Below are 22934 nucleotides of genomic sequence, written 5' to 3'. Positions count from 1 at the left end.
CCATACTCCAGAATGCAGCGGTTTTTGGGGGAAAACCCTTGCACAGCCAACGACATACCAACTTTTAGTGAGCCTCAACGTGAAAACATCCCTGTCCATTCTCAGCCTGCTGCTGTTGCTCACAGGTACCGCGACCCTCCCGTCGACCGCTGCTGCACAATCCCCGGCCCAGGTTCAACGTGACCCGTCCAAGCTGCACCTGGCTTCGGGCAGCGCTTTGCTGATCGACCTGAACACCAACCAGGAGTTGTATTCGAACCACGCCGACCGCGTGGTGCCGATCGCCTCGGTGACCAAGCTGATGACCGCCATGGTAGTGCTCGACGCCAAGCAGCCCATGGATGAAATGCTCACCATGACCATCGCCAACAACCCGGAAATGAAAGGCGTGTATTCGCGTGTGCGCCTGGGCAGCCAGCTGGACCGCCGCGAAACCTTGCTGATTACCCTAATGTCGTCGGAGAACCGTGCGGCCAATACCCTGGCCAACCATTACCCGGGTGGCTACCCGGCGTTCATCAAGGCAATGAACGCCAAGGCCCGCAGCCTGGGCATGGCGCACACCCGCTACGTCGAACCGACCGGCCTGTCGACGCAGAACGTGTCCACTGCCCGCGACCTGGCCAAGCTGCTGATGGCCTCGCGCAAGTACCCGATGCTGAGCGAGCTGTCGACCACCCGGGAGAAGACCGTAGCCTTCCGCAAGCCCAACTACACCCTGGGCTTCCGCAATACCGACCACCTGGTGAACAAGAGCAACTGGGACATCAAACTGACCAAGACCGGTTTCACCAATGAGGCCGGGCACTGCCTGGTGCTGTTGACCCGCATGGACAACCGCCCGGTGGCCATGGTCATCCTCGATGCCTTTGGCAAGTACACCCACTTCGCCGATGCCAGCCGCATGCGCCAGTGGCTGGAAACCGGTGCCGCCAAGCCAGCGCCGGCGGTAGCCATGCAGTACAAGGCGGAGCGGCAGAACAAAGGGCGCCTGGCGGCAGAATGACGGTGCCGGGTGACATTGCCGTTTAAGCCAAGGGCGTGTTCATCGAAAGAGTAATGGCGCCTGGCCGATCGAGCGCCGCCCGCGCGGCGCCTCATCGCGGATAAATCCGCTCCTGCAAGAGCCTCCTGGCAGCTGCCCTGGCCAGGCGGGCGCCGTTGCCAGCGTCAGGCCTGGGTACTGACCATCCCACCCGCACTGCTGCCACCGGTCTTCTGCAGCGCTTCGAGCAACTGCGCGGTGGCCTGCAGGATTTCACCATTGAGCGTGGCGATGCTCGCCTGCCTGGCACTCACGGCCGCCAGCTTGGCCGTTTCTTCCATTTGCTGAGCCATCACCAGAGCCAGTTGCTTCTGCTCGTCGGCCAACTGTTTCTGCAACTTCTTGATCATTTCGCGCAATTGCCTGATGTGCGCAGGTTCAGAACTGTCGCTGCTGCCCTCGGCGCCTTTGGCTTTGCTGCCAGCGTTCACTTTCGACAGGTCGGCCTGGGTGCCGGCCCCGCTTTCTTCGCTCTTCTGCACATCCTGGCCAGCGACGCCGGAGGCGCTGCCCGACACTTGGCTCGTGCTGCCGATGCTGATTGCTGCGATTGCGGTCATGTATTTCTCCCTGCAATAAAAAAATGGTCCCTGGACTGTTCTGCCTATCGGCCGCCAGGCGCAGGTCTTTAGCCCAGCGTGCAAATCGCGCAGCCGGCCACCGGTAAATTCCCGGGCGTGTGGCTCGTTCCAACCCATGTACCTACGCAGGCGCCGGCCTACTCCCGGCGTGCGTCCACATTCGACCACTATGGAATCGCAGCCATGAGCCAGTCTGCACACACGGAAACTGTAAAAGACTTGATCGGCGTGGGTTTCGGCCCTTCCAACCTGGCCCTGGCCATCGCCCTGGAAGAACTCGCCGAGTCTCAGGGCCATGCCCTCGATGCACTGTTCATCGACAAGCAGCAGGACTACCGCTGGCACGGCGAAACCCTGGCGACCCAGAGCGAGCTGCAGATCTCGTTCCTCAAGGACCTGGTTTCGCTGCGCAACCCCACCAGCCCCTACAGCTTCGTCAACTACCTGCACCAGAAGCAGCGCCTGGCCGACTTCATCAACCTCGGCACCTTCTACCCCTGCCGCCTCGAGTACGACGACTACCTGCGCTGGGCCGCCGAGCACTTCGCTACCCAGGCGGTGTACGGCGAGGAGGTGCTGCGTATCGAACCGGAAGTGCAGGCAGGCCGGGTCGAACACCTGCGCCTGGTCTCGCGTGACGTACAAGGCCGCGAATACAGCCGCCGCACCCGTTCGGTGGTGGTCGGCAGCGGCGGTACCCCGAAAATCCCGGAGAAGTTCGCTGCCTTCACGGATGACCCGCGCGTATTCCACCACTCCCGGTACCTCAGCAGCCTGAACAAGCTGCCGTGCACCGCCGGCACGCCGATGCGCATTGCCGTGATCGGGTCTGGCCAGAGTGCCGCAGAGGCGTTCATCGACCTCAACGACAGCTACCCGTCGGTCAAGGTCGACATGATTCTGCGCGGCTCGGCGCTCAAGCCTGCCGATGACAGCCCGTTCGTCAACGAGATCTTCGCCCCGGACTACACCGACCTGGTCTACAACGAGCCGGCCGACCAACGCCGCAAGCTGCTCGGCGAATACCACAACACGAACTACTCGGTGGTCGACCTCAACCTGATCGAGCGCATCTACGGCATCCTCTACCGGCAGAAAGTGGCGCACCAGTACCGTCACAACGTGCTGTGCCGACGTCAGGTGGAAACGGTGCTGGCCACCCGCGAAGGGCTGGAGCTGACCCTGCGTGACCTTGCCACCGGCCAGCAGCAGACCCACCGCTATGACGCGGTAATCCTCGCCACCGGCTACGAACGCCGCTCGCACCGTGACCTGCTGGCACCACTGGCCGGCTACCTTGACGATTTCACCGTCGACCGCAACTACCGCGTGCTGGCCAGCCCCGACCTGCAGGCGTCGGTGTACCTGCAAGGCTTCTGCGAAAACAGCCACGGCCTGAGCGACACCCTGCTTTCGGTGCTGCCGGCACGCGCTGCGGAGATCGGCCGCGCGCTGTACCAGGACCTGGCCCAGCTGCACGGCAGGCAGCAGGCAGCGGTCGCCCTCAGCCGCGCTTGACCCGCTGCCAACCAATGCCTGGCCGGCCTGGCGCCATACGCCCCAGGTCGGCCTTGGTGTTTCTGAAACATTTACTTGCATTTAAAACGGCAGGATTTTGATTCTCATTCGTCCTTATCAGTACAGCCTCTTTGGCTGGGCACACGCTCGACCACCCTTGCAGAAGACTGTCCGATGGCCAAAACCGCGAAAAAATCGAAATCCAGGCTTTGGTTCCTGGTCCACAGCTGGCTCGCCCTGCCGATCTGGTTCTTTGTTCTGATCGTCTGTTTCACCGGCATGCTCGCCGTGGTCAGCCAGGAAATCGTCTGGCTGGCCAACCCGGACGTACGCGCCAACAAGCCCGATGGCGATGTCGAGCGCCTGAGCTTCCAGCAGGTGCTGGATGCGTTGCACAGGGCCGAGCCCGACATGGTGGTCGAGCGCCTGAGCCAACCCGACGGCTCGCACTTTGCCGTCAAGGCCGATGTCACCCTGCCTGACGGCACCAGCCCGACGCTGTACGTCAACCCCTACACCGGCGCGATCCAGGGCAAGACACCGGATTTCGACTTCGAGGCCTTCACCCGTGCCCTGCACGGCTGGTGGCTGGTGCCGTTCACCAATGGCTTCAGCTGGGGCTGGTACCTGGTGTCGCTGCTCGGGCTGCCCATGCTGGCGTCGCTGGTCACCGGCCTGGTGGTGTACAAGAAATTCTGGAAAGGCTTCTTCAAACCACTGCGCACCGGCCATGGTTCGCGGATTTTCTGGGGCGACCTGCACCGCCTGGCCGGGGTCTGGTCGATCTGGTTCATTGCAGTCATCTCCATCACCGGCACCTGGTTTCTGATCCAGGCGATCCTGTTCGACAACCACATCACCATTTCCAGCCGCCCGGTGGTGCCGGTGATCGCCCGCGAGGACGTGCCGCAAACCGCGGACGGCAGCCCCGCACCGCGCATCGACCTGGATGAAGCCGCACGCATTGCCGGCCTTGCGATCCCGGGCCTGGAGGTCAATTTCATCACCCTGCCAGCCACAGCCTACAGCCACGTCACCCTGGGCGGGCCGGGCTGGTACCCACTGATGTTCCAGAGCGCTTCGGTGAACCCCTATACGCGCCAGATCGACAGCCAGTTCCTGCTCGGCGACCGCTCGGCGCTGGAAGTCGTCACCGAATCCATGCGCCCGTTGCATACCGGCGATTTCGGCGGCCTGCCGATCAAGCTGGTGTGGTTCTTCTTCGGCCTGGTCCTCACCCTGATGGTGTTCAGCGGTTTGCTGATCTGGACCAGACGCACCGCCCAGGCCACCGCCGCCGCGCTCAAGCGCAGCGAACGCACGCCGCACCCGGCACGCACCGGCAGCACCGTGGAGGTCCGCCCATGAGCAAGGCACACGCGCTGCCCGCCAGCCCGCTGAAGCAGCTGTGGCTGAAGTGGCGCTTCCACCTGAATATCCTGCTGGTTCTCATCCCGCTGGGCTTCATGCCGAAGTACTTCGCCGACGCCAGGCTGTTCCGTGGCGAAGCCGGCCTTGGCGCCAATGTGATCAGCGACATCCAGGTCGGCCCCTACCGCCTCGACCTGGCCGAGCTGCGTGACGAGGCCCCCCGCGCCGATGGCCCGGCCGGGTACTTCAAGGTGTTCAACGCCTCGTTGTGCAAGGCCTGTATCAAGGAGGTCAAGGCCGCCTACCTGCGCATCGGCAAGCCGCGCAGCCTGCGCGCCGCCGGCACGATTTTCTTTGGCGCGCCCTACCACATGGGCACTTCGCTGCCCATCCCGCCCCGCACCCGCCCGGACGCGCAGATCTGGATCACCCTGGAAGGCTGGGACGGCAGCCTGCACCAGGCGTCAGTCCCCCTGGCCAAGGCATCGCCCGCCACCGTGGCCTGGCTCGAGAAACAAGGAGACAAGAAATGAAACACCTGTTGCGCATCCTCGCCCTGCCTGTGCTGGTGCTGGGCGCTGGCCCCGCCCTGGCACACAACCCGATGTGCGAATGCGAAGGACTGGCCGGTGGCCAGGTCAAGTGCACCGGTGGCTTCTCGGATGGCAGCGGTGCCCCTGGGGTGACGCTGGATGTGATCGGCTACGATGAACAGGTACTGGTCGGCGGCAAGCTCGGTGATGACTCGACGCTGACCTTCAAGCGCCCGGACGGCGAATTCTACGTGCTGTTCGATGCCGGCCCCGGGCATGTGGTGGAAGTCGACCACGCCGATATCACCCAGCCATGAGCCGCTGCCAAGTGATCCGCCCGGCCGGTGCCGGGCACGAAACCCTCTACGTGCTGCTGGTCAGCCTGCTGATCGTGGTGCTCGCCGCCAGCGTGGTGCTGGTGCGCGGTGAGCGCGAGGACGCACAGGCCATCGCCAGCCACCAGATCGATGCCCGGCGCGACCTCACCGCCGCCGAGCAAGGCCTGTACACCGACCTGCGGGTGGCCTTCGACGAAATCCGCCTGCTGCGTGAAGAAAACGCCGCCGTCCCCAGCGTAAGCGCCCTGGCCGAGGAAGGCCTGCCACCGTTCGTGGTCGATGCCGGCAGCCAGAGCCGCGGCAACCACCAGTGGTCATGGCTGCAAGCCGGAGCCTACCTGGGGCGCAGCCAGGCCCCGGAAGTGGCCGGCAGCCTGCTGTTGATCGTGCCGAGCGACAGTGCTGGCGAGGCGGATGTCTGGCTGCGCCGCGACAGCGCCGCTGCGCCCCCGGACGACCTCGGCCAGGCCGCATTGATCGCTGCCGGCTGGCGCCAGGTGGTCAGCCATTACGACGCCGGGGTCACCCGCGAACACCGTCACTGAATCCAAGGACTCCTCCATGCTCCGCTCCGCCCTCGCCCTGCTCCTGGCCCTTGCCCTGCCGCTGTCGGCCCTGGCCGCTAACGGCAAGCCGCTGCGCATCGGCATCACCCTGCACCCCTATTACAGCTATGTGAGCAACATCGTCGGCGACAAGGCCGAAGTGGTGCCGTTGATTCCGGCAGGTTTCAACCCCCACGCCTACGAGCCACGGGCGGAAGACATCAAGCGCATCGGCACGCTGGATGTGGTGGTACTCAACGGCGTGGGCCATGACGATTTTGCCGACCGCATGATCGCCGCCAGCGAAAAGCCCGGCATCCACACCATCGAGGCCAACCAGAACGTGCCATTGCTGGCGGCCACCGGCATTGCCGCCCGTGGTGCCGGCAAGGTGGTCAACCCGCACACCTTCCTGTCGATCAGCACCAGCATCGCCCAGGTCAACAATATCGCTCGCGAACTGGGCAAGCTCGACCCGGACAACGCCAGGCTGTACACGCAGAATGCCCGCGCCTACGCCAAGCGCTTGCGCGCCCTGCGGGCCGAGGCCCTGGCCAAGGTCACCGAGGCGCCCGGCGCCAGCTTCCGGGTGGCCACCATCCATGCTGCCTACGACTACCTGGTACGCGACTTCGGCCTGGAGGTGACGGCGGTGGTCGAGCCCGCGCATGGCATCGAGCCCAGCCCGGCCCAGTTGAAGAAGACCATCGACCAGCTGAAGGCCCTGGATGTGCGGGTGATCTTCTCGGAAATGGACTTCCCGTCCGCCTATGTCGAAACCATCCAGCGTGAATCCGGTGTGCGTCTTTACCCGCTCACGCACATTTCCTATGGCGAATACACCAAGGACAAGTACGAAGTGGAAATGCAGCGCAACCTCGACACCGTCGTGCGCGCCATCCAGGAGAACCGCGCATGACCGCCGCGGCCAACCTGCTGGCTACCTGCGGGCCGCGCATCGAGTTCACCGGCATCGACCTGTGCCTGGGCCGCACGCGCATCCTCGAGCAGGTCAGCTTCAGCGTCGCCGCTGGCAGCGTGCATGCCATCGTCGGCCCCAACGGCGGCGGCAAGAGTTCGTTGATCAAAACCTTGCTCGGGCAGATGCCGCACCAGGGCCAGTTGACCCTGCACTGGCCTGGTGAGCGCGAAGTGATTGGCTACGTACCGCAGGCGCTGGAGTTCGACCGTGGCCTGCCAATGACCGTGGACGACTTCATGGCCGCCATGTGCCAGCGCCGCCCTGCGTTCCTCGGCCTGTCGCGCCGGGTGCAGCCGGCCATCGACGCAGCCCTGGCGCGAGTCGGCATGCTCGACAAGCGCAAGCGGCGCATGGGCGCGCTGTCGGGCGGCGAACGCCAGCGCGTCCTGCTGGCGCAGGGCCTGGTTCCCGCGCCGCAGTTGCTGGTGCTGGACGAGCCGATGTCGGCCCTGGATGAAGCCGGTATCCAGGTGTTCGAACAATTGCTGCGCGGCTGGCGCCAGGCCGGCACCACCGTGCTGTGGATCGAACACGACCTGCAGGCCGTGCTGCGCCTGAGCGACCGCGTGACCGGGCTCAACCGCCAGGTGCTGTTCGATGCCCCGCCGGCCCAGGCCCTGAGCCCGGAGCGCCTGCTTGGGCTGTTCTCCGTTCACCCACGCAGCGGGGGGCTTGCCTGATGAGCCTTGAATCCTTGCGCCTGCTGGTCCAGGGCTGGGCCACGGCCGGCTACCTGCCCGAGGCACTGGCCTACGGCTTCGTCGTCAACGCCTTGCTGGCAGGGCTGATGATCGGTCCGGTATTGGGCGGCCTGGGTACCCTGGTGGTGGTCAAGCGCTTCGCCTTCTTCTCCGAGGCGGTCGGCCATGCGGCGCTGACCGGCGTGGCCATCGGCATCCTGCTGGGCGAACCCTACACTGGCCCTTACGGCAGCCTGTTCGGCTACTGCCTGCTGTTCGGCATCCTGCTCAACTTCCTGCGCAACCGCACCGGGCTAGCGCCGGACACGCTGATCGGCGTGTTCCTCTCGGTGTCGCTGGCACTGGGTGCCAGCCTGCTGCTGATGCTGGCGGGCAAGATCAATGTGCATATCCTGGAAAACGTCCTGTTCGGCTCGGTGCTGACCGTCAGCGGCCAGGACCTGCTGGTGCTGGGCATCGTCGCGCTGCTGGTGCTGGCCCTGGCCGTGCCCCTGTACAACCGCATCATGCTGGCCAGCTTCAACCCGCAGCTGGCGGCGGTGCGCGGGGTGGCGGTGAAGCCCCTGGATTACCTGTTCGTGGTGCTGGTGACCCTGGTGACGGTAGCGGCGGTGAAGGTGATCGGGGCGATCCTGGTCGGGGCGCTGCTGGTGATCCCGGCCGCCGCTGCGCGCCTGGTCAGCCAGTCGCTCAAGGGCTTTTTCTTCCTGTCGGTGCTGATTGCCACCTCGAGCACCCTGCTCGGCATCCTGCTGCCGATCGTATTCGACCTGCCGGTGCCGTCGGGTGCCGCGATCATCCTGGTTGCCGGCATCTGCTTTGCCCTGGCTGCGCTGGCCCGCGCCCTCGTCCCCCGCCTGCAAGGAAACCCGGCATGAACCTCAAACGCCTGACCCTGGCGCTGGCCCTGGCCAGCCTGCCATCGCTGTCTTTCGCCACCCAGGTGCTGACCAGCCTGCCAGTCACTCACAGCCTGGCCAGCGCCCTGCTCGACGGCACCGCGGTGCAGCTCAAGCGCGCAGCACCGGCCAACCTGCCGGCCAGCCGTCAGCCTGCGTATTTCAGCGGGCGTGGTGGCGCCAGCCTGCAAGACGCCGCGCAGCAGGCCGATGCAGTGATCGGCGTGCGTTCGATCTGGCGTGACGACCCGCTGTACCCGATGGCCCGGCGCAGCAATATCCGCATCGTCGAGATCGACGCCGCCCGGCCGGTGGACGGCGCGCTGCCTGGTATTGCCGTCAGCGACGACGATGCCTATGGCGCCTACCCTTGGCTGAACCCGACCAACCTTGGGCGCATGGCCGACGTGGTAGCCAATGACTTGGAACGCCTCGCGCCGGACGCCAAAGCGGCGATCCAGGGCAACCTGGCCAGGCTCAAGCGCCAGTTGCTGGAACTTGCCGCCAGCAGCCAGACACGCCTGGCCAAGGTCGACAACCTGACCGTGGTGAGCCTGTCGGAACGCCTCGGCTACCTGGCCAGCGGGCTGAACCTGGATGTGGTGGAGCAGCCGCTGCCCGCCGCATGGGATGCCACTGCACTGCAGGCACTGGAGCACAACCTGAAGGCACAGGAGGTGGCAGTGGTACTGGACCATCGCCAGCCGCAGCCGGCGGTGGTCGAAGTGATCAGGACGGCAGGGGCGAAGCTGGTGGTAGTGGAGAGTGACCCCGAGGATGCCTTTGCCGGACTGCAGGCCAGTATCGACCAGGTGGTGGCCGCACTGGGCGAGGACTGAGGCCGGCACAGGCGCCTTGCTGCTACCGCTTCATGCAGCGCTGATAACGTTCATCCACCCGCCCGGCAAACCACGCCGTGGTCAGCTTGCGGGTGATCTTCGGGCTCTTCAGCTCGATCCCGGGCAACACGGCCCGTGGCAGCGGTTTGCCAGCCGCCGCATCGGCCAGGGCGAACACCCCGCTGTACAGCTCGCTGTCTTCGAACGCCAGGCTGTCGCCCTGCTCAAGCTGGCGGCGAATCTGCGGGTTGCGCAGGCCGAGCCGGGTGCCGAGCTGGCGCGCCGCCCTTTCCGTGGCCCCTGGCAGGATCGAACCCGGTGCGATCAGGTCCCCGTCGAGGGCCAATGTCACCCCGGCCGCCTTGCTCAGGGCCGCCTGGAAGGCCGCGTTGCGGCTGGCATACCAGCCCGCGTTGAAATCGGCAAAGCGATACAGCTGGCGCTGGTAGCTTGTCGGGTAGCCGAGCAAGTGGGCGATACCGAAATACATGCCGCCACGCCGGGTAAAGACTTCCTGGCGGATGCTGCCGGTGTAGCTGTAGGGGTAATCGCGCGCGTGCCGTTCGGCAAAGTCGATGCTGACCTGCATCGGCCCGCCGGTATGCACCGGGTTCAATCCACCGAGCAAGGTCTTGCCCAGCGGCACGCGGGCAATGACCTCGTCGTAGAGTTCGCTCAGCTGCTTCTCGCTGCGCACCGCCTGCAACCGCTGCTGGTAGCTCTTGCCGTTGGCCGAAGGGGTCTTCAGCGCCCCATCGACCAGCAGCCTGGGAACATGCAGGCGTGCGGCACGGCGGTCGATTTCCTCGCGGGCAATGCGCCCCAGGTTGGGTACCTGCGGGTCGGCGTTGAAGGTCGACTCCTGCTCGGTCACGGCCAGCACCGCGCACAGGTTGCTCTTGCTCGGGGCTATGCGCTGGGCTTCGAATGCCTGCTGAATGTCCCTGGCCCAGCCCTCGCGGTCCCTGGCCTGGGCGGGCAACAACCGCAGCAGTTGCGCGCGGACCTTGGCCGGGTCTGCTTCGAGTGCTTCCTCACGGCGCCCGGCGCAACCTTGCAACAGCGCCAGGGCGATCAGCCCGGCCGCCAGTATCCGGGCGTTCAGGGCTGTTCACCGACCAGGTAGGTCTTGCTGATGTGCCGGAACAGCGGGTGGCTGGCAGTGCCCATCAGCTCGAACAACACCATCTCGCGGGTCACCACCTGCGCACCGGCAGCACGCATGCGCGCCAGGCCCGCGGCCTTGCTCGCCGGGGTGCGGCTGTCGCAGGCATCCTCGACCACGAACACCTGCTTGCCCAGCGCCAGCAGGCCGAGCACGGTCTGCAGCACACAGACGTGGGTTTCCATGCCGCAGACGATCACTTGCTCGCGCGCCATCAAGCTGGCGGGCAGGCACCCGGCGGCCACGCAGGAAAAATGGCTTTTCTCCACCACCTCGGCAGCTGGCGCTGCGGCCAGCAGCTCGGCCAGGGTGTGCCCCAGGCCCTTGGGATACTGTTCGGAAATCACCGTCGGCAGCTCCAGTTCGGCGGCCGCTGCCAGCAACCAGCGGGCCCGTGCGCGGGTGCCTGCAGGGTCACTCATGGCGCCGATGAGCTTTTCCTGGATGTCGACGACCAGCAGCGTCGCCTTGTGTGGATCGATCAGCATTGCCTGCCCCTTGCCTGGAAAAGGCCTAGCCTCCCCCAGGCAAGCGGTGACGTCAATCAGGCGGAAAGCCGAAGCGGTTCGAGCGATGCGACCAGCGCAGCGAGCACCTGGTCTTCCTGTTCGTGAATGAAGAAATGCCCACCCGGGAACATCTGCAGCGAGAACGGTCCATGGGTTTCCTGGCGCCAGGCCTGCAGTTGCTCGTCGCTGGCGCGATCGTCCACGCCACCCAGCACGTGCAGCGGGCACTGCAACGCCGGGCGCTGGCGGTAAGCGTAGGTGCCGCAGAGCAGGAAGTCGGCGCGCAGGATCGGCAAGGTCAGGCTCATCAGCTCGGTGTTGGCCAGCACTTCCTCGGGGGTGCCCTGCAGCTCGCGCAATTCGCTGATCAGCTCGGCGTCGCCCTTGGGTTCGCGCCAATTGTTGCGCTCGTAGTCCTCGCGGCGGGTCGGCGCAGCGGTTCCACACGCGAACAGGGCCATGGGTGGCGGGCTACCCTGCGCCTGCAGCTCGTGGGCCAGTTCGAAGGCCAGCAACGCACCCAGGCTGTGGCCGAGCAGCACGTAGGGGGCACTGGTCGCCAGGCGTTGCTCGGCCGCCAGTTGCCGGGCCAGCACTTGCAGGTTGGTGTGCAGTGGCTCGGCCATGCGCGTACCGCGCCCAGGCAGTTCGACCGGGCGCACCTGCAGCCACGCCGGCAACTTGCGCCGCCAGCGACTGTAGACCATGGCGCTGGCGCCGGAGTACGGCAGGCAGAGCAGATTCACTGCGCTCACTGGGCAGCGGCTTCGGCCATTTTCTGGCGCAGGCTCAGCGGGCGCATGTCGGTCCAGACCTCGTCGATATAGGCCAGGCAGTCTTTCTTCAGGCCGCTTTTGCCAACGGCGCGCCAGCCGTTGGGGATGGCCTTGTAGTCGGGCCAGATCGAGTACTGCTCTTCGTGGTTGACCACTACCTGGAACTGGATATCGTCGCGGTCGAAAACGGAAGTCATTGCCTGTCTCCTTGAGTGATGAATGCCACTGCGCACGTGACGCAGGGGTGCCTTGTAGTAGACGTGGCACGCTGTGAAAAAATTAGCGGCCTGGCATTCGTAGGAGTGCTTCTGGTGGCCTTCAGGTATCCCGCAGCAAATCATGGGTATCGAGCAGACGGAAGGCGACCTGCGGGTTGCGTTCCAGCCCCCGGCGGATCGCCGCCGGAATCGATTGGCGGGTCTTGCGGCACAGCCCGGGCTGGTCGTCCAGCTCGATGACGATGCCGCGCATGGTCCGCACTTCGTTGAAACCGGGGGCGATGTGCACACGGATGCCAAGGTTTTCGTACATCCGTTGCTGCAGGCGCTGCAGGTCTTCCAGGTCCTTGAGGTTTTCCAGGCGTTCAAGCAGGCGTTTTTCTTCCTGGCGGGTAAGCAGGAGGATGCGCTGGGCGGCCTGCGGGTGGTCAGCCAGCTGGTCGCGGCCGCAAACGCAGGCGCCAGGCGGGCAAGGCTGGCGCAAAGGCGGTGGTGTGCTCATGCCAGCAAGCATAGCCTGTAGCGGGCTTTCAAGGCGGTCACAAGTGCACCAGTCGCTCGCGCAGGAAAGCCACGAACCCCTGCACCGGCCGCGCCACCTGTCGGTGTTGCGGGTACACCGCCGACAATTGCAACGCCGGCGGCCGCCATTCATCCAGCACCGTCACCAGCCGCCCATCCGCCAACGCCTGGCCAACGATAAAAGTCGGCAAGTAAGTCACCCCCATCCCGGCAATCGCCGCGTCCCTGAGCATCTCGCCGTTGTTGGCCCGCATGCGCCCGCTCACCTGAAGCACCTGGGCCTTGCCAGCCTGACGGAACTGCCACTGCACCTGCCGTGAGTGCCCATATGGCAGGCATTCGTGCCCGGCCAGCTCATCAGGCGTGGCGGGTACGCCGCGCTGTTGTAGATACGCCGGGCTTGCGCAGTAGACCCGCTCGACGCCTGCAATACGCCGCGCAATCAGGCTGGAGTCCTCCAGCACGCCGATCCGCAGCGCCAGGTCATAGCCCTCGCCGATCAGGTCCACGGCACGGTCGCTCAAGTCCACCTCCACATCGACCTGCGGATGTAGCTGCAGGAACTCCGTCAGCAGGCAACCCAGGTGGGCCATGGCGAACGACAGCGGCGCGCTCAGGCGCAAGGTGCCGCGCAAGGCCTGGGCCTGGCCGCTGATGTCGTGCTCCACCTGCTGCACCTCGCCCAGCAGGCGCAGTGCCGACTGGTAGTAGTGCTGGCCCAGCGGGGTGGCGTCCAGGCGCCGCGTGGAGCGGTTCAGCAGGCGCACACCCAGGCGCTCTTCCAGCTGCATCAGGCGCCGGCTGACCGACTGCTTGGACATGCCCAGGCGCTCGGCAGCAGCAGTGAAACTGCCGGCCTCCATCACCTGGGCGAAGATGCGCATGTCTTCGTAAGGGTTCATTGTCTCGCTCGTAGTGACAGTCAAACGCTTTATAGCGGCTTTTTCCCATCCGCGCATCTGCCTAATCTACCCACAGGTCGCAGCGATGGCCCGCCAGGCCAGGCAAGACGCCCATTACCAACACTTGCATGGAAAAGGATTCGCTCATGAACATTGTCCACAAAACCCTCACCGCTTCCCTCCTCGCGCTGTCCGTTTCCGGCGCTTTCGCTGCCGGCGGCCCTGGGGTCGAAAGCCACACCCAGGCGTTCCTCGAAGCGTTGCAACAAGGTGCCGGCAAGCCGCTGGAACAGCTCAGCCCGAAAGACGCCCGTGCCGTGCTGACCGGTGCCCAGGCTTCGGTCAAGGTCGACCTCTCCGGCATCGAGGTGAAGCAACACACCATCCAGGCCGATGGCCAGTCGATCACGCTGCAAGTGGTACGCCCGGCCAATGTGCAGGGCGACCTGCCGGTGTTCATGTTCTTCCACGGCGGCGGCTGGGTGCTCGGTGACTTCCCGACCCACCAGCGGCTGATCCGCGACCTGGTGGTCGGCTCTGGCGCAGTGGCAGTCTATGTCGACTACACCCCGTCGCCGGAAGCGCATTATCCGACGGCGATCAACCAGGCCTACGCCGCGACCCGCTGGGTGGCCGAGCATGGCAAGGCAATCGGCGTGGACGGCAAGCGCCTGGCCGTGGCCGGCAACAGCGTCGGCGGCAACATGGCGGCGGTGGTCGCGCTCAAGGCCAAAGAAGCCGGTACCCCGGCGCTGCGCTTCCAGCTGCTGTTGTGGCCGGTCACCGATGCCAGCTTCGAGACTGCTTCCTACAAGCAGTTTGCCGAGGGGCACTTCCTCACCACCGGGATGATGAAATGGTTCTGGGACAACTACACCACCGATGCCAAGGCACGGGAACAGATCTACGCCTCGCCGCTGCGCGCCAGCAGCGAACAGCTCAAAGGCCTGCCGCCGGCCCTGGTGCAGACGGCCGAGTTCGACGTGTTGCGCGATGAAGGTGAGGCGTATGCCCGCAAGCTGAATGCCGCTGGCGTGACGGTGACCTCGGTGCGCTACAACGGGATGATTCATGACTATGGGTTGTTGAACCCGTTGAGCGAGGTGCCGGCGGTGAAGGCGGCGATGAGACAGGCGGGCACCGAACTTAAAGTGCACCTGCAGTAAATCGATGGCTAGAAGACCCGCCCAGGCGGGTCTTTTGCTGCTATGGCGGAAACGTCCCGCAGGCTTCGATGAATCTGCCATCGGTGCGGCTATCTATGGCACCGTCCGGCCCGATGTAGATATGGATCCTCGGCCACCTGGGCTTGGCCCGAATGCAGTGCCATTTACCTCGGTTATTCCAATCGAATTGCATGAAGAATTGGTCGTTGGGGAAGATATGCCCGGCGCCGCCGGTGGTTTCACCTGGGTAGATCTCGCCTTTTGCAATGTTATCTTGGACGTTCAAGATATAGCCAAGACGCCCCTGCCCCTTGTCAGAAAAATGAAAACTCAAGCGCGGTATGGCTACATACCAAAAGACGATTGGGCTGAACATAATCGCGACCACCCAGCGCCAGAAATGCCGTTTCGGTTTATCTGCAGAGGTGGTCACGTACGCTACCTCCCCAGCTTGACAATGACACTGCTAGTACCTCATCCATAAGCACCTTTGCCGTAATCCCATCGTCTGGTTGCTGCTTGTGCAGTTTGATACCAATACTGATTGAGACACGATCGCCTATATCATCCCAAGCACGCATCCCGTCGATGTCTGCGTAGCGACGAGGCCCATCTTGTTCATCCCAATCATCAATCTTCCGAATGGTATCTGATGCAATCTGCTCAAGCCCGGCACCGTCCAGAAGAGCGCTTTCAGACAGACCACCAGCCCGCCCTACATAGCCGTAATGGATGTTCCACCAGATATCGTAGAAGTAGTCAACTTCACCTTGTTTGTGCCAAACCCCACTGAATTGTTGCCTGATGGACTTCTTATGATCCCATGGCCTGTCCTGACCAACCCGCTCTGCCCAAAGCGCCATCGCGGCAGCAGTGTTAGCAACCATCATTGATTGAAAGTCAGGCGGTAAAAGACGTGCATACCAAGGAAGCTCTAGAAATTTTGAACGTTCCTCTGTCGCGTCAAAGCTGGTCAGCTTCTTCATTTTCCGTACGGATGGGTGTGTGATGTTGCGGTTCATTTCCCCCGCGATATAGCTCGCTACCGGCTCCATCATGTCAGGGTGGTTGCAAGTGGCAGGCAGCGGTTTGCTTTCTGCAAGCGCAAGCTTGATGGGAGAGATGGAGCCACCTTGAGCTGATATTGACGCCTGGCTCGCCTGCTGTGTCGTCGCGGACCTTGTCGTTTCGCCAAGTCCTCCCGTGGCCATGACACGGTTGCTACCCGCTGGGCACGCACAGGCTACCAAAGCCCCATCAACTACCGCCGGGCGCCCTTGGATGATGAAGTGTGATACGCCCTCCACGAGCGTTCCGACCTCACCACAAACAGGGCATGGAGTGGTCTTGTCATTAAGCCTCAAGGCCTCACGCCCCTGCACCTTGAATCCGGCGTTACTGGCCAGGCATACGGCCCCTGTAGTGGTACGGTCTCCATTCAAGGCCTGGGGTCGATCGTGAATCCTGAAAGGTGCCATCCGTAGATTCCTCAAGCGAAACCGGGAGGCTAGCACCCACCAAGACCAAGAAAATCGCGCCCGAACGGTACAGGAACAGTCCTACAGGACACGTTGCATTGTCCTACGCGTCACTTCCCCGATAGTCAGCCTGGAAGAGACAGTTATTCACGCGTGTGCTTATTTTTTAACAACCAAGTTGACAGTTAAGCTTCTCCCATCAGCAGCCTGATGCCTTAGCAGATCAGGCTTATCAAGGAGAACCACCATGCTTACCGTACGCAACGCCAACGACCGCGGCCTGGCCTTCCATGGCTGGCTGAAATCCTTCCATACCTTCTCCTTCGGCCATTACCGCAACCCGGAAGAGCAAGGTTTCTCCGACCTGCTGGTGATCAACGACGACCGCGTCATCGCCGGCAAGGGCTTTGGCCAGCACCCGCACCGTGACATGGAGATTTTCTCCTATGTGCTGGAAGGCGCACTGGAGCACAAGGACACCCTGGGCACCGGCTCGGTCATCCGCCCGGGCGATGTGCAACTGATGAGCGCCGGCCATGGCGTGGCCCACAGCGAGTTCAACCACAGCCAGGTGCAGCCGGTGCATTTTTTGCAGATCTGGATCGTGCCGAACGTGCAAGGCGCCACGCCGCGTTACCAGCAACAGCATTTCAGTGCCGAGGAAAAGCGCGGCAAGCTGCGTTTGATCATCTCGCCGGATGGTGCCGAGGGTTCGTTGCAGGTGCGGCAGAATGCGCGGGTGTATGCCGGTTTGTTCGACGCAGACGAACGCGCCACGCTGACCTTGGCGGAGAATCGCCATGCCTACGTGCATGTGGCCCGTGGCAGTGTCGAGCTCAATGGGCAGCGGCTCAATGAAGGGGATGGCGTTCGGGTAAGGCAGGAACAGTTGCTGGAGCTGGGCAATGGGGTGGATGCCGAGGTACTGGTGTTCGACCTGCGACCGCACGAGCTGCCTGGCATGCCTTGACGCAGGTCCGCCCTCTTCGCGGGTTGAACCGCGAAGAGGGCATCAGGCAACACTCAAGGCTCGGCCCCTTCGACGATGATCACTTCGGCTTTCGCCACGCCCTGGCGATGGCTGCACGCCTCCTGGTACAGCGCGGACCGGTAACACGCCAGCGCCTGCTCGTACGAATCGAACTCGATCACCACGCTACGCTGAGGGGTAGGCCGCCCTTCCAGCGCCTCGCTGCGTCCGCCGCGGGCCAGAAAGCGGCCACCGAACGCCTGGAAGGCAGCCGGGGCGCGCTGGGTGTACTGCTGGTATTGCTCGGGGTCGGTCACGTCCACGTGGGCGATCCAGTAGGCCTTCATGCGCTGCTCTCCTGTTACGGCGATATTTATGTATGATGGTATACCATAATAATCACCCCATTACCGCGAGCGTGCAACATGGCTTTCAACACCATCGAGGAACTTCTCGAGGACTACCGGCAGGGCAAGATGGTCCTGCTGGTGGATGACGAGGACCGGGAAAACGAAGGCGACCTGCTGATCGCCGCCGAGCGTTGCGACGCCCAGGCCGTCAACTTCATGGCCCGCGAAGCGCGTGGCCTGATCTGCCTGACCCTGACCGAAGAACATTGTCAGCGCCTGGGCCTGGAACAGATGGTACCGGCCAACGGCAGCGTGTTCAGCACCGCTTTCACCGTGTCGATCGAAGCGGCCAGCGGCGTGACCACCGGCATTTCCGCCGCCGACCGCGCGCGCACCGTGGCCGCAGCCATGGCCCCCGGCGCCTGCCCCGAGGACCTGGTGCAACCGGGGCACATCTTTCCCCTGCGCGCCCGCGAAGGTGGCGTGCTGACCCGTGCCGGGCACACCGAAGCCGGTTGCGACCTGGCGCGCCTGGCCGGTTTCACCCCGGCTTCGGTGATCGTCGAGGTGCTCAATGACGACGGCACCATGGCCCGCCGCCCCGACCTGGAGGTATTCGCCGCCCGGCATGGGATCAAGATCGGCACCATCGCCGACCTGATTCATTACCGCCTGAGTACCGAACAGACCATCAAGCGTATCGGCGAACGCGAACTGCCGACCGTGCATGGCACCTTCCGCCTGGTCACCTATGAGGACCGCATCGAAGGGGGGGGGCACATGGCCATGGTCATGGGCACCATCCGCCGCGAGCAACCGACCCTGGTGCGGGTGCATGTGATCGACCCGCTGCGCGACCTGGTCGGTGCCGAATACGCCGGGCCACCCAACTGGACGCTGTGGGCGGCGCTGCAGAAAGTGGCCGAGGAAGGCGCCGGTGTGGTGGTGATCCTGGCCAACCATGAGTCCTCCCAAGCCTTGCTCGAGCGCGTACCGCAGCTCACCCACCCGGTGCGGCCTTACCAGCGAGGGCAGTCGAAGGTGTACTCCGAGGTCGGCACCGGCGCGCAGATTCTGCAGGACCTGGGCGTGGGCAAGCTGCGTCACCTGGGCCCACCACTGAAATATGCCGGGCTGGCCGGGTACGAGCTGGAGGTGGTGCAGAGCATCCCCTTCGAGCCTGGCCTGGTGGGTTGATACGGAGCCGCGTAGGAGCGGCCTTGTGTCGCGAAAGGGCTGCGAAGCAGCCCCAGGGTTTCAGCGCAGATGCACAAATTGCTGGGGCTGCTTTGCAGCCCTTTCGCGACACAAGGCCGCTCCTACACGGGTTCGCGTCAGCCTGGAGCGGACGGAGTGATGGCCGGTAGCCCCATAACGCTTGCCAAAAGTTTGGAATACCATAATATGATATCCCGTAGACCTTAAAATCTGTCGGCCGGCCCCTACAATTACAAACGGCCTTCAGACACCTTGTTTTAGCGGCTCCCCGAACATGATTGGCGGGCGCACCACAAGCCCCGCCTCGAATAACAAAAGCAACGAGGGCGTAACCATGCTGTTGAGCAAACGTGTAACCGCAGTGCTGTCCGCCAGCCTGCTGACCCTGGCCTGCCAGGCCGCCCAGGCTGCCGACAGCCTGAACTTCGTCAGCTGGGGCGGTACCACCCAGGACGCCCAGAAAGAAGCGTGGGCCGTACCCTTCAGCAAGGCCAGCGGCATCAAGGTGATCCAGGACGGCCCCACCGACTACGGCAAGCTCAAGGCCATGGTCGAAAGCGGCAACGTGCAGTGGGACGTGGTCGATGTCGAAGCCGACTTCGCCCTGCGGGCGGCCAGCGAAGGCCTGCTCGAACCCCTCGATTTCAACCAGATCAAACGCGACAAGATCGACCCCCGCTTCGTCTCCGATCACGGCGTCGGTTCGTTCTTCTTCTCCTTCGTGCTCGGCTACAACGAAGGCAAGCTCGGCGCCAACAAACCGCTGGACTGGACGGCGTTGTTCGATACCAAGACCTACCCGGGCAAACGCGCCCTGTACAAATGGCCCAGCCCTGGCGTCCTGGAACTGGCCCTGCTGGCTGATGGCGTGGCCCCCGACAAGCTCTACCCGCTGGACCTGGACCGCGCCTTCAAGAAACTCGACACCATCAAGCAGGACATTGTCTGGTGGGGCGGTGGCGCCCAGTCGCAGCAACTGCTGGCCTCAGGTGAAGCTTCGCTCGGCCAGTTCTGGAATGGCCGCGTCTACGCCCTGCAGCAGGACGGCGCGCCGGTAGGCGTGAGCTGGAAACAGAACCTGGTCATGGCCGACTTCCTCGTGGTGCCCAAGGGCGCCAGGAACAAGGACGCAGCGATGAAGTTCCTGGCCAACGCCAGCAGCGCCGAAGGCCAGGCCGAGTTCGCCAACAAGACTGCCTACGCGCCGGTGAACGTCGACAGCGTGGCCAAGCTGGACAAGGACCTTGCACAGAACCTGCCCACTGCCTACGCCCAGGACCAGGTCACCCTCGACTTCGCCTACTGGGCCAAGAACGGCCAGGCCATCGCAGCCCGCTGGAATGAGTGGTTGGTCAAATGAAAGTCGCCATCAACGCCCTGCATAGCGAGCAAGGTGCCCCCACGGGCACCGGCGCACCGGGCGCGGCCCCGCGCCGCGCAAGCCTGAGCCAGCGCTGGAAAGGCAGCCGCAACCTGCTGCCGGCCCTGTTGTTCCTTGGCCTGTTCTTCTTCGCCCCGCTGGCCGGCCTGTTGCTGCGCGGGGTGCTGGAGCCGACGCCAGGGCTGGGCAATTACGAGCAACTGTTCGCCAACTCGGCCTATGCGCGGGTGCTGTTCAACACCTTCTCGGTGGCCGGCGTGGTCACCCTGATCAGCGTGCTGCTGGGTTTCCCGCTGGCCTGGGCGATCACCCTGGTGCCCAAGGGCTGGGGCCGCTGGCTGCTGAACATCGTGCTGCTGTCGATGTGGACCAGCCTGCTGGCGCGCACCTACTCGTGGTTGGTGCTGCTGCAGAGCTCGGGGGTGATCAACAAGGCGTTGATGGCCATGGGTATCATCGATGCGCCACTGGAAATGGTGCATAACCTGACCGGCGTGGTGATCGGCATGAGCTACATCATGATCCCGTTCATCGTGCTGCCGCTGCAAGCCACCATGCATGCCATCGACCCGATGGTGCTCCAGGCCGGCTCGATCTGCGGCGCCAGCCCGTGGACCAATTTCTGGAAGGTGTTCCTGCCGCTGTGCCGCTCGGGGTTGTTCTCCGGGGCACTGATGGTGTTCGTGATGTCGCTCGGTTACTACGTCACCCCGGCCCTGCTGGGCGGTGCGCAGAACATGATGCTGCCCGAATTCATCATCCAGCAGGTGCAGTCCTTCCTCAACTGGGGCCTGGCCAGCGCCGCCGCCGCACTGCTGGTGGTCATCACCCTGGTGCTCTTCTACCTGTACCTGAAGCTGCAGCCGGAATCGCCGGTTGGCAACGCGAGGTAAACCGCCATGCTCCTGTCTCCCAATGCCATGGGCCGCCCGCTGCGCACCGGCCTGTACCTGACCACCGGGGTCATCGCCGCGTTCCTGCTGCTGCCGGTGGTGTTCATCGTGCTGCTGTCGTTCGGCTCGTCGCAGTGGCTGGTGTTCCCGCCGCCGGGCTGGACCTTCAAATGGTATGGCCAGTTCTTCTCCAACCCGGAGTGGATGGACGCTGCGCTGGCCAGCCTCAAGGTGGCCCTGCTGACCACCGTGGCAGCCGTGCTGCTGGGCCTGCCTACCGCGTTCGCCCTGGTGCGTGGCCGTTTCCCCGGCCGCGAACTGCTGTACGGCCTGTTCACCATGCCGATGATCGTGCCGCTGGTGATCATCGCGGTGGCGGTGTACGCGCTGTTCCTCAAGCTTGGCTACACCGGCACGCTGTTCGCTTTCGTGGTCAGCCACGTGATCGTCGCCCTGCCCTTCACCATCATCTCGATCATCAACTCGCTGAAGCTGTTCGACCAGTCGATCGAGGACGCCGCAGTGATCTGCGGCGCCTCGCGGCTGCAGGCGATCTTCAAGGTGACCTTCCCGGCGATTCGCCCGGGCATGATCGCCGGTGGCCTGTTCGCCTTCCTGGTGTCGTGGGATGAGGTGGTGTTGAGCGTGATGATGGCCAGCCCCGACCTGCAGACCCTGCCGGTGAAGATGTGGACCACCCTGCGCCAGGACCTCAGCCCGGTCATTGCCGTGGCCTCGACCCTGCTGATCGGCCTGTCGCTGCTTGTCATGTTCATTGCCGCCGCTTTGCGTCGGCGCACCGAAGTCAACGCCTGAACGCGCGGAGAAAACCATAATGAGTGCAGTAATGAAAGAACACGCGCCAGGCAAGACCCTGGTCAGCCTGCGCGGCCTGAACAAGCATTACGGCGACTTCACCGCCGTCGATAACCTCGACCTGGACATCCAGGATGGTGAGTTCCTGACCTTTCTTGGCTCCAGCGGTTCGGGCAAATCCACCACCCTGTCGATGCTGGCCGGTTTCGAAACGCCCAGCAGAGGCGAAATCCTGGTCGACGGCCAGTCGCTGGTCAACGTACCGCCGCACAAGCGCGACATCGGCATGGTGTTCCAGCGCTATTCGCTGTTCCCGCACCTGAACGTGCGCGACAACATCGGCTTCCCGCTGGCCATTCGCAAGCTGAGCGCCGCCGAGACCAGCAAGCGCGTCGACGCCATGCTCAAGCTGGTGCAGCTGGAGCAGTTCGCCCACCGCAAGCCGGCGCAGATGTCCGGCGGCCAGCAGCAACGCGTGGCGATCGCCCGGGCGCTGGTGTACGAGCCACGCATCCTGCTGATGGACGAACCCCTGGGTGCGCTGGACAAGAAGCTGCGCGAGGACCTGCAGGACGAACTGCGTCAGTTGCATCGGCGCCTGGGCATCACCATTGTCTACGTCACCCATGACCAGGAAGAAGCCATGCGCCTGTCGCAGCGCATCGCCATCTTCAGCCATGGCAAGATCGTCGGCCTCGGCACCGGTTACGACCTGTACCAGAACCCGCCGAATGCCTTCGTCGCCTCGTTCCTGGGCAATTCCAATTTCCTGCGGATCAAGGCCAGCGGCAACGGCGCAGGCAGCTTCGAAGGGCAGCCAGTGGCAATCCGCCTGACGCCGGGCCTGGCCGCGTCGCAGGAGGGGCTGATCATGGTGCGCCCGGAAAAGGCCCTGGCCCTCACCGCCGAGCAGGCCGTACGCGAGCCGCTGCCGGCGGGCTGGAACGAGGTCAGTGCCAAGGTTGGCGAGGTGTTGTTCCTGGGCGAGAGCCAGACTTGCCACGTCGTCACTGCGGGCGGCACCGAGCTGACCGTGAAGGCACTGTCGGCTGCGGGCATGCCGATGCAGCCGGGCGATACCGTGAAGGTGCGCTGGGCGGTGGCTGATGCCTGCATCTATACCGAATGGGCCGAGAGCGATTTGAGCAAATCCGCCGGGGCGCATTGAAATGACCGGCGATGCCGGTGCCAGCCAGCGCGGCGCCTGCATCGCGGATA

27 protein-coding genes and 1 pseudogene are annotated in these 22934 nt (G+C 64.1%); 17 read left to right on the top strand and 11 right to left on the bottom strand.

Annotated elements, in window-relative coordinates; genetic code table 11:
- Window positions 1-79: 79 nt before the first annotated feature.
- Window positions 80-1006 carry a D-alanyl-D-alanine endopeptidase gene (gene pbpG, locus ACLEJP_RS00755; RefSeq protein WP_186675466.1) on the top strand — a complete coding sequence of 309 codons (927 nt, stop codon included), beginning with the start codon at window positions 80-82 and terminating at the stop codon, window positions 1004-1006.
- Between the two features lie 164 nt (window positions 1007-1170).
- Here pbpG and ACLEJP_RS00750 read toward each other — a convergent pair whose 3' ends face one another.
- A complete protein-coding gene (locus ACLEJP_RS00750) occupies window positions 1171-1605 on the bottom strand; it encodes a hypothetical protein (RefSeq protein ID WP_440803650.1) in 435 nt (144 codons plus the stop codon).
- 204 nt (window positions 1606-1809) lie between these two features.
- Here ACLEJP_RS00750 and ACLEJP_RS00745 point away from each other — a divergent pair, with 204 nt between their 5' ends.
- The 9 genes from ACLEJP_RS00745 (at window position 1810) to ACLEJP_RS00705 (ending at window position 9352) form a co-directional block, all read left to right on the top strand.
- Window positions 1810-3144: a lysine N(6)-hydroxylase/L-ornithine N(5)-oxygenase family protein gene (locus ACLEJP_RS00745; RefSeq protein ID WP_440803648.1), complete on the top strand. Its 1335-nt coding sequence runs from the start codon at window positions 1810-1812 to the stop codon at window positions 3142-3144.
- A 174-nt stretch (window positions 3145-3318) separates the two neighbouring features.
- Window positions 3319-4512, top strand: coding sequence for a PepSY-associated TM helix domain-containing protein (locus ACLEJP_RS00740; RefSeq protein WP_440803646.1), 1194 nt, complete (start codon window positions 3319-3321; stop codon window positions 4510-4512).
- Window positions 4509-5048 carry a thiamine pyrophosphate-binding protein gene (locus tag ACLEJP_RS00735; RefSeq protein ID WP_289132128.1) on the top strand — a complete coding sequence of 180 codons (540 nt, stop codon included), beginning with the start codon at window positions 4509-4511 and terminating at the stop codon, window positions 5046-5048. The genes ACLEJP_RS00740 and ACLEJP_RS00735 overlap by 4 nt, the downstream gene beginning before the upstream one ends.
- Complete coding sequence (locus ACLEJP_RS00730; protein ID WP_440803643.1) at window positions 5045-5365, top strand: hypothetical protein; 321 nt, start codon at window positions 5045-5047, stop codon at window positions 5363-5365. The genes ACLEJP_RS00735 and ACLEJP_RS00730 overlap by 4 nt, the downstream gene beginning before the upstream one ends.
- Window positions 5362-5931, top strand: a complete 570-nt coding sequence (locus ACLEJP_RS00725; RefSeq protein ID WP_440803640.1) for a DUF6162 family protein — start codon at window positions 5362-5364, stop codon at window positions 5929-5931. The genes ACLEJP_RS00730 and ACLEJP_RS00725 overlap by 4 nt, the downstream gene beginning before the upstream one ends.
- Window positions 5932-5947: 16 nt before the next feature.
- Window positions 5948-6850 (top strand): metal ABC transporter substrate-binding protein, encoded by a 903-nt coding sequence (locus ACLEJP_RS00720; protein WP_440803638.1) that lies wholly within the window; start codon window positions 5948-5950, stop codon window positions 6848-6850.
- Window positions 6847-7593, top strand: a complete 747-nt coding sequence (locus tag ACLEJP_RS00715) for a metal ABC transporter ATP-binding protein (RefSeq protein WP_440803636.1) — start codon at window positions 6847-6849, stop codon at window positions 7591-7593. Before ACLEJP_RS00720 ends, ACLEJP_RS00715 begins: the two co-directional genes overlap by 4 nt.
- A complete protein-coding gene (locus tag ACLEJP_RS00710; RefSeq protein ID WP_440803634.1) occupies window positions 7593-8492 on the top strand; it encodes a metal ABC transporter permease in 900 nt (299 codons plus the stop codon). The genes ACLEJP_RS00715 and ACLEJP_RS00710 overlap by 1 nt, the downstream gene beginning before the upstream one ends.
- Window positions 8489-9352: a metal ABC transporter solute-binding protein, Zn/Mn family gene (locus tag ACLEJP_RS00705; RefSeq protein WP_440803632.1), complete on the top strand. Its 864-nt coding sequence runs from the start codon at window positions 8489-8491 to the stop codon at window positions 9350-9352. The genes ACLEJP_RS00710 and ACLEJP_RS00705 overlap by 4 nt, the downstream gene beginning before the upstream one ends.
- Window positions 9353-9374: 22 nt before the next feature.
- Here the strand turns inward: ACLEJP_RS00705 and ACLEJP_RS00700 are convergent, their stop codons facing one another.
- From ACLEJP_RS00700 to ACLEJP_RS00675, 6 genes are all read right to left on the bottom strand, one after another.
- A complete protein-coding gene (locus ACLEJP_RS00700) occupies window positions 9375-10457 on the bottom strand; it encodes a DUF1615 domain-containing protein (RefSeq protein ID WP_440804433.1) in 1083 nt (360 codons plus the stop codon).
- Window positions 10454-11005 carry an isochorismatase family protein gene (locus ACLEJP_RS00695; protein ID WP_440803629.1) on the bottom strand — a complete coding sequence of 184 codons (552 nt, stop codon included), beginning with the start codon at window positions 11003-11005 and terminating at the stop codon, window positions 10454-10456. Before ACLEJP_RS00695 ends, ACLEJP_RS00700 begins: the two co-directional genes overlap by 4 nt.
- Before the next feature lie 56 nt (window positions 11006-11061).
- Entirely contained in the window at window positions 11062-11781 is a 720-nt protein-coding gene (locus ACLEJP_RS00690; protein WP_440803627.1) for a thioesterase II family protein, read from the bottom strand.
- The gene (locus ACLEJP_RS00685; protein ID WP_003256222.1) at window positions 11778-11999 is read right to left on the bottom strand and encodes an MbtH family protein; all 222 of its coding nucleotides are present in this window, start codon (window positions 11997-11999) and stop codon (window positions 11778-11780) included. The genes ACLEJP_RS00690 and ACLEJP_RS00685 overlap by 4 nt, the downstream gene beginning before the upstream one ends.
- A gap of 121 nt (window positions 12000-12120) precedes the next feature.
- Complete coding sequence (locus ACLEJP_RS00680; protein ID WP_440803625.1) at window positions 12121-12522, bottom strand: hypothetical protein; 402 nt, start codon at window positions 12520-12522, stop codon at window positions 12121-12123.
- Between the two features lie 37 nt (window positions 12523-12559).
- On the bottom strand, window positions 12560-13444 hold the full coding sequence (locus ACLEJP_RS00675) for a LysR family transcriptional regulator (protein ID WP_440803623.1): 885 nt from the start codon (window positions 13442-13444) through the stop codon (window positions 12560-12562).
- Window positions 13445-13590: 146 nt separating this feature from the next.
- Here ACLEJP_RS00675 and ACLEJP_RS00670 point away from each other — a divergent pair, with 146 nt between their 5' ends.
- Window positions 13591-14610 (top strand): alpha/beta hydrolase, encoded by a 1020-nt coding sequence (locus tag ACLEJP_RS00670; RefSeq protein WP_440803621.1) that lies wholly within the window; start codon window positions 13591-13593, stop codon window positions 14608-14610.
- A gap of 40 nt (window positions 14611-14650) precedes the next feature.
- On the opposite strand, the gene ACLEJP_RS00665 is transcribed toward ACLEJP_RS00670, so the two are convergent.
- The 3 genes and pseudogenes from ACLEJP_RS00665 to ACLEJP_RS00655 form a co-directional block, all read right to left on the bottom strand.
- Window positions 14651-15043 (bottom strand): hypothetical protein, encoded by a 393-nt coding sequence (locus ACLEJP_RS00665; RefSeq protein WP_440803619.1) that lies wholly within the window; start codon window positions 15041-15043, stop codon window positions 14651-14653.
- Window positions 15024-15632, bottom strand: coding sequence for a polymorphic toxin type 44 domain-containing protein (locus tag ACLEJP_RS00660; RefSeq protein WP_440804432.1), 609 nt, complete (start codon window positions 15630-15632; stop codon window positions 15024-15026). The genes ACLEJP_RS00665 and ACLEJP_RS00660 overlap by 20 nt, the downstream gene beginning before the upstream one ends.
- 219 nt (window positions 15633-15851) lie before the next feature.
- Window positions 15852-16088: pseudogene (locus tag ACLEJP_RS00655) on the bottom strand (PAAR domain-containing protein); the annotation flags it as partial.
- 247 nt (window positions 16089-16335) lie between these two features.
- Between ACLEJP_RS00655 and ACLEJP_RS00650 the strand changes: the two are divergent.
- The gene (locus ACLEJP_RS00650; protein ID WP_440803617.1) at window positions 16336-17058 is read left to right on the top strand and encodes a pirin family protein; all 723 of its coding nucleotides are present in this window, start codon (window positions 16336-16338) and stop codon (window positions 17056-17058) included.
- 53 nt (window positions 17059-17111) lie between these two features.
- Here ACLEJP_RS00650 and ACLEJP_RS00645 read toward each other — a convergent pair whose 3' ends face one another.
- A complete protein-coding gene (locus ACLEJP_RS00645) occupies window positions 17112-17405 on the bottom strand; it encodes a DUF1330 domain-containing protein (protein WP_440803615.1) in 294 nt (97 codons plus the stop codon).
- Between the two features lie 78 nt (window positions 17406-17483).
- Here ACLEJP_RS00645 and ribBA point away from each other — a divergent pair, with 78 nt between their 5' ends.
- From ribBA to ACLEJP_RS00620, 5 genes are all read left to right on the top strand, one after another.
- Complete coding sequence (ribBA, locus tag ACLEJP_RS00640; protein WP_440803612.1) at window positions 17484-18605, top strand: bifunctional 3,4-dihydroxy-2-butanone-4-phosphate synthase/GTP cyclohydrolase II; 1122 nt, start codon at window positions 17484-17486, stop codon at window positions 18603-18605.
- A gap of 355 nt (window positions 18606-18960) precedes the next feature.
- The gene (locus tag ACLEJP_RS00635) at window positions 18961-19986 is read left to right on the top strand and encodes a polyamine ABC transporter substrate-binding protein (protein WP_440803610.1); all 1026 of its coding nucleotides are present in this window, start codon (window positions 18961-18963) and stop codon (window positions 19984-19986) included.
- The gene (locus tag ACLEJP_RS00630) at window positions 19983-20900 is read left to right on the top strand and encodes an ABC transporter permease (protein ID WP_440803608.1); all 918 of its coding nucleotides are present in this window, start codon (window positions 19983-19985) and stop codon (window positions 20898-20900) included. The genes ACLEJP_RS00635 and ACLEJP_RS00630 overlap by 4 nt, the downstream gene beginning before the upstream one ends.
- 6 nt (window positions 20901-20906) lie before the next feature.
- Complete coding sequence (locus tag ACLEJP_RS00625; RefSeq protein WP_170029338.1) at window positions 20907-21716, top strand: ABC transporter permease; 810 nt, start codon at window positions 20907-20909, stop codon at window positions 21714-21716.
- Between the two features lie 19 nt (window positions 21717-21735).
- Window positions 21736-22884 carry an ABC transporter ATP-binding protein gene (locus ACLEJP_RS00620; protein ID WP_440803606.1) on the top strand — a complete coding sequence of 383 codons (1149 nt, stop codon included), beginning with the start codon at window positions 21736-21738 and terminating at the stop codon, window positions 22882-22884.
- Window positions 22885-22934 lie beyond the last annotated feature (50 nt).

Source organism: Pseudomonas sp. SMV7, assembly GCF_052041995.1.
Classification (GTDB): Bacteria; Pseudomonadota; Gammaproteobacteria; order Pseudomonadales; family Pseudomonadaceae; genus Aquipseudomonas.
This window is presented reverse-complemented; position numbering and strand designations above follow the sequence as displayed.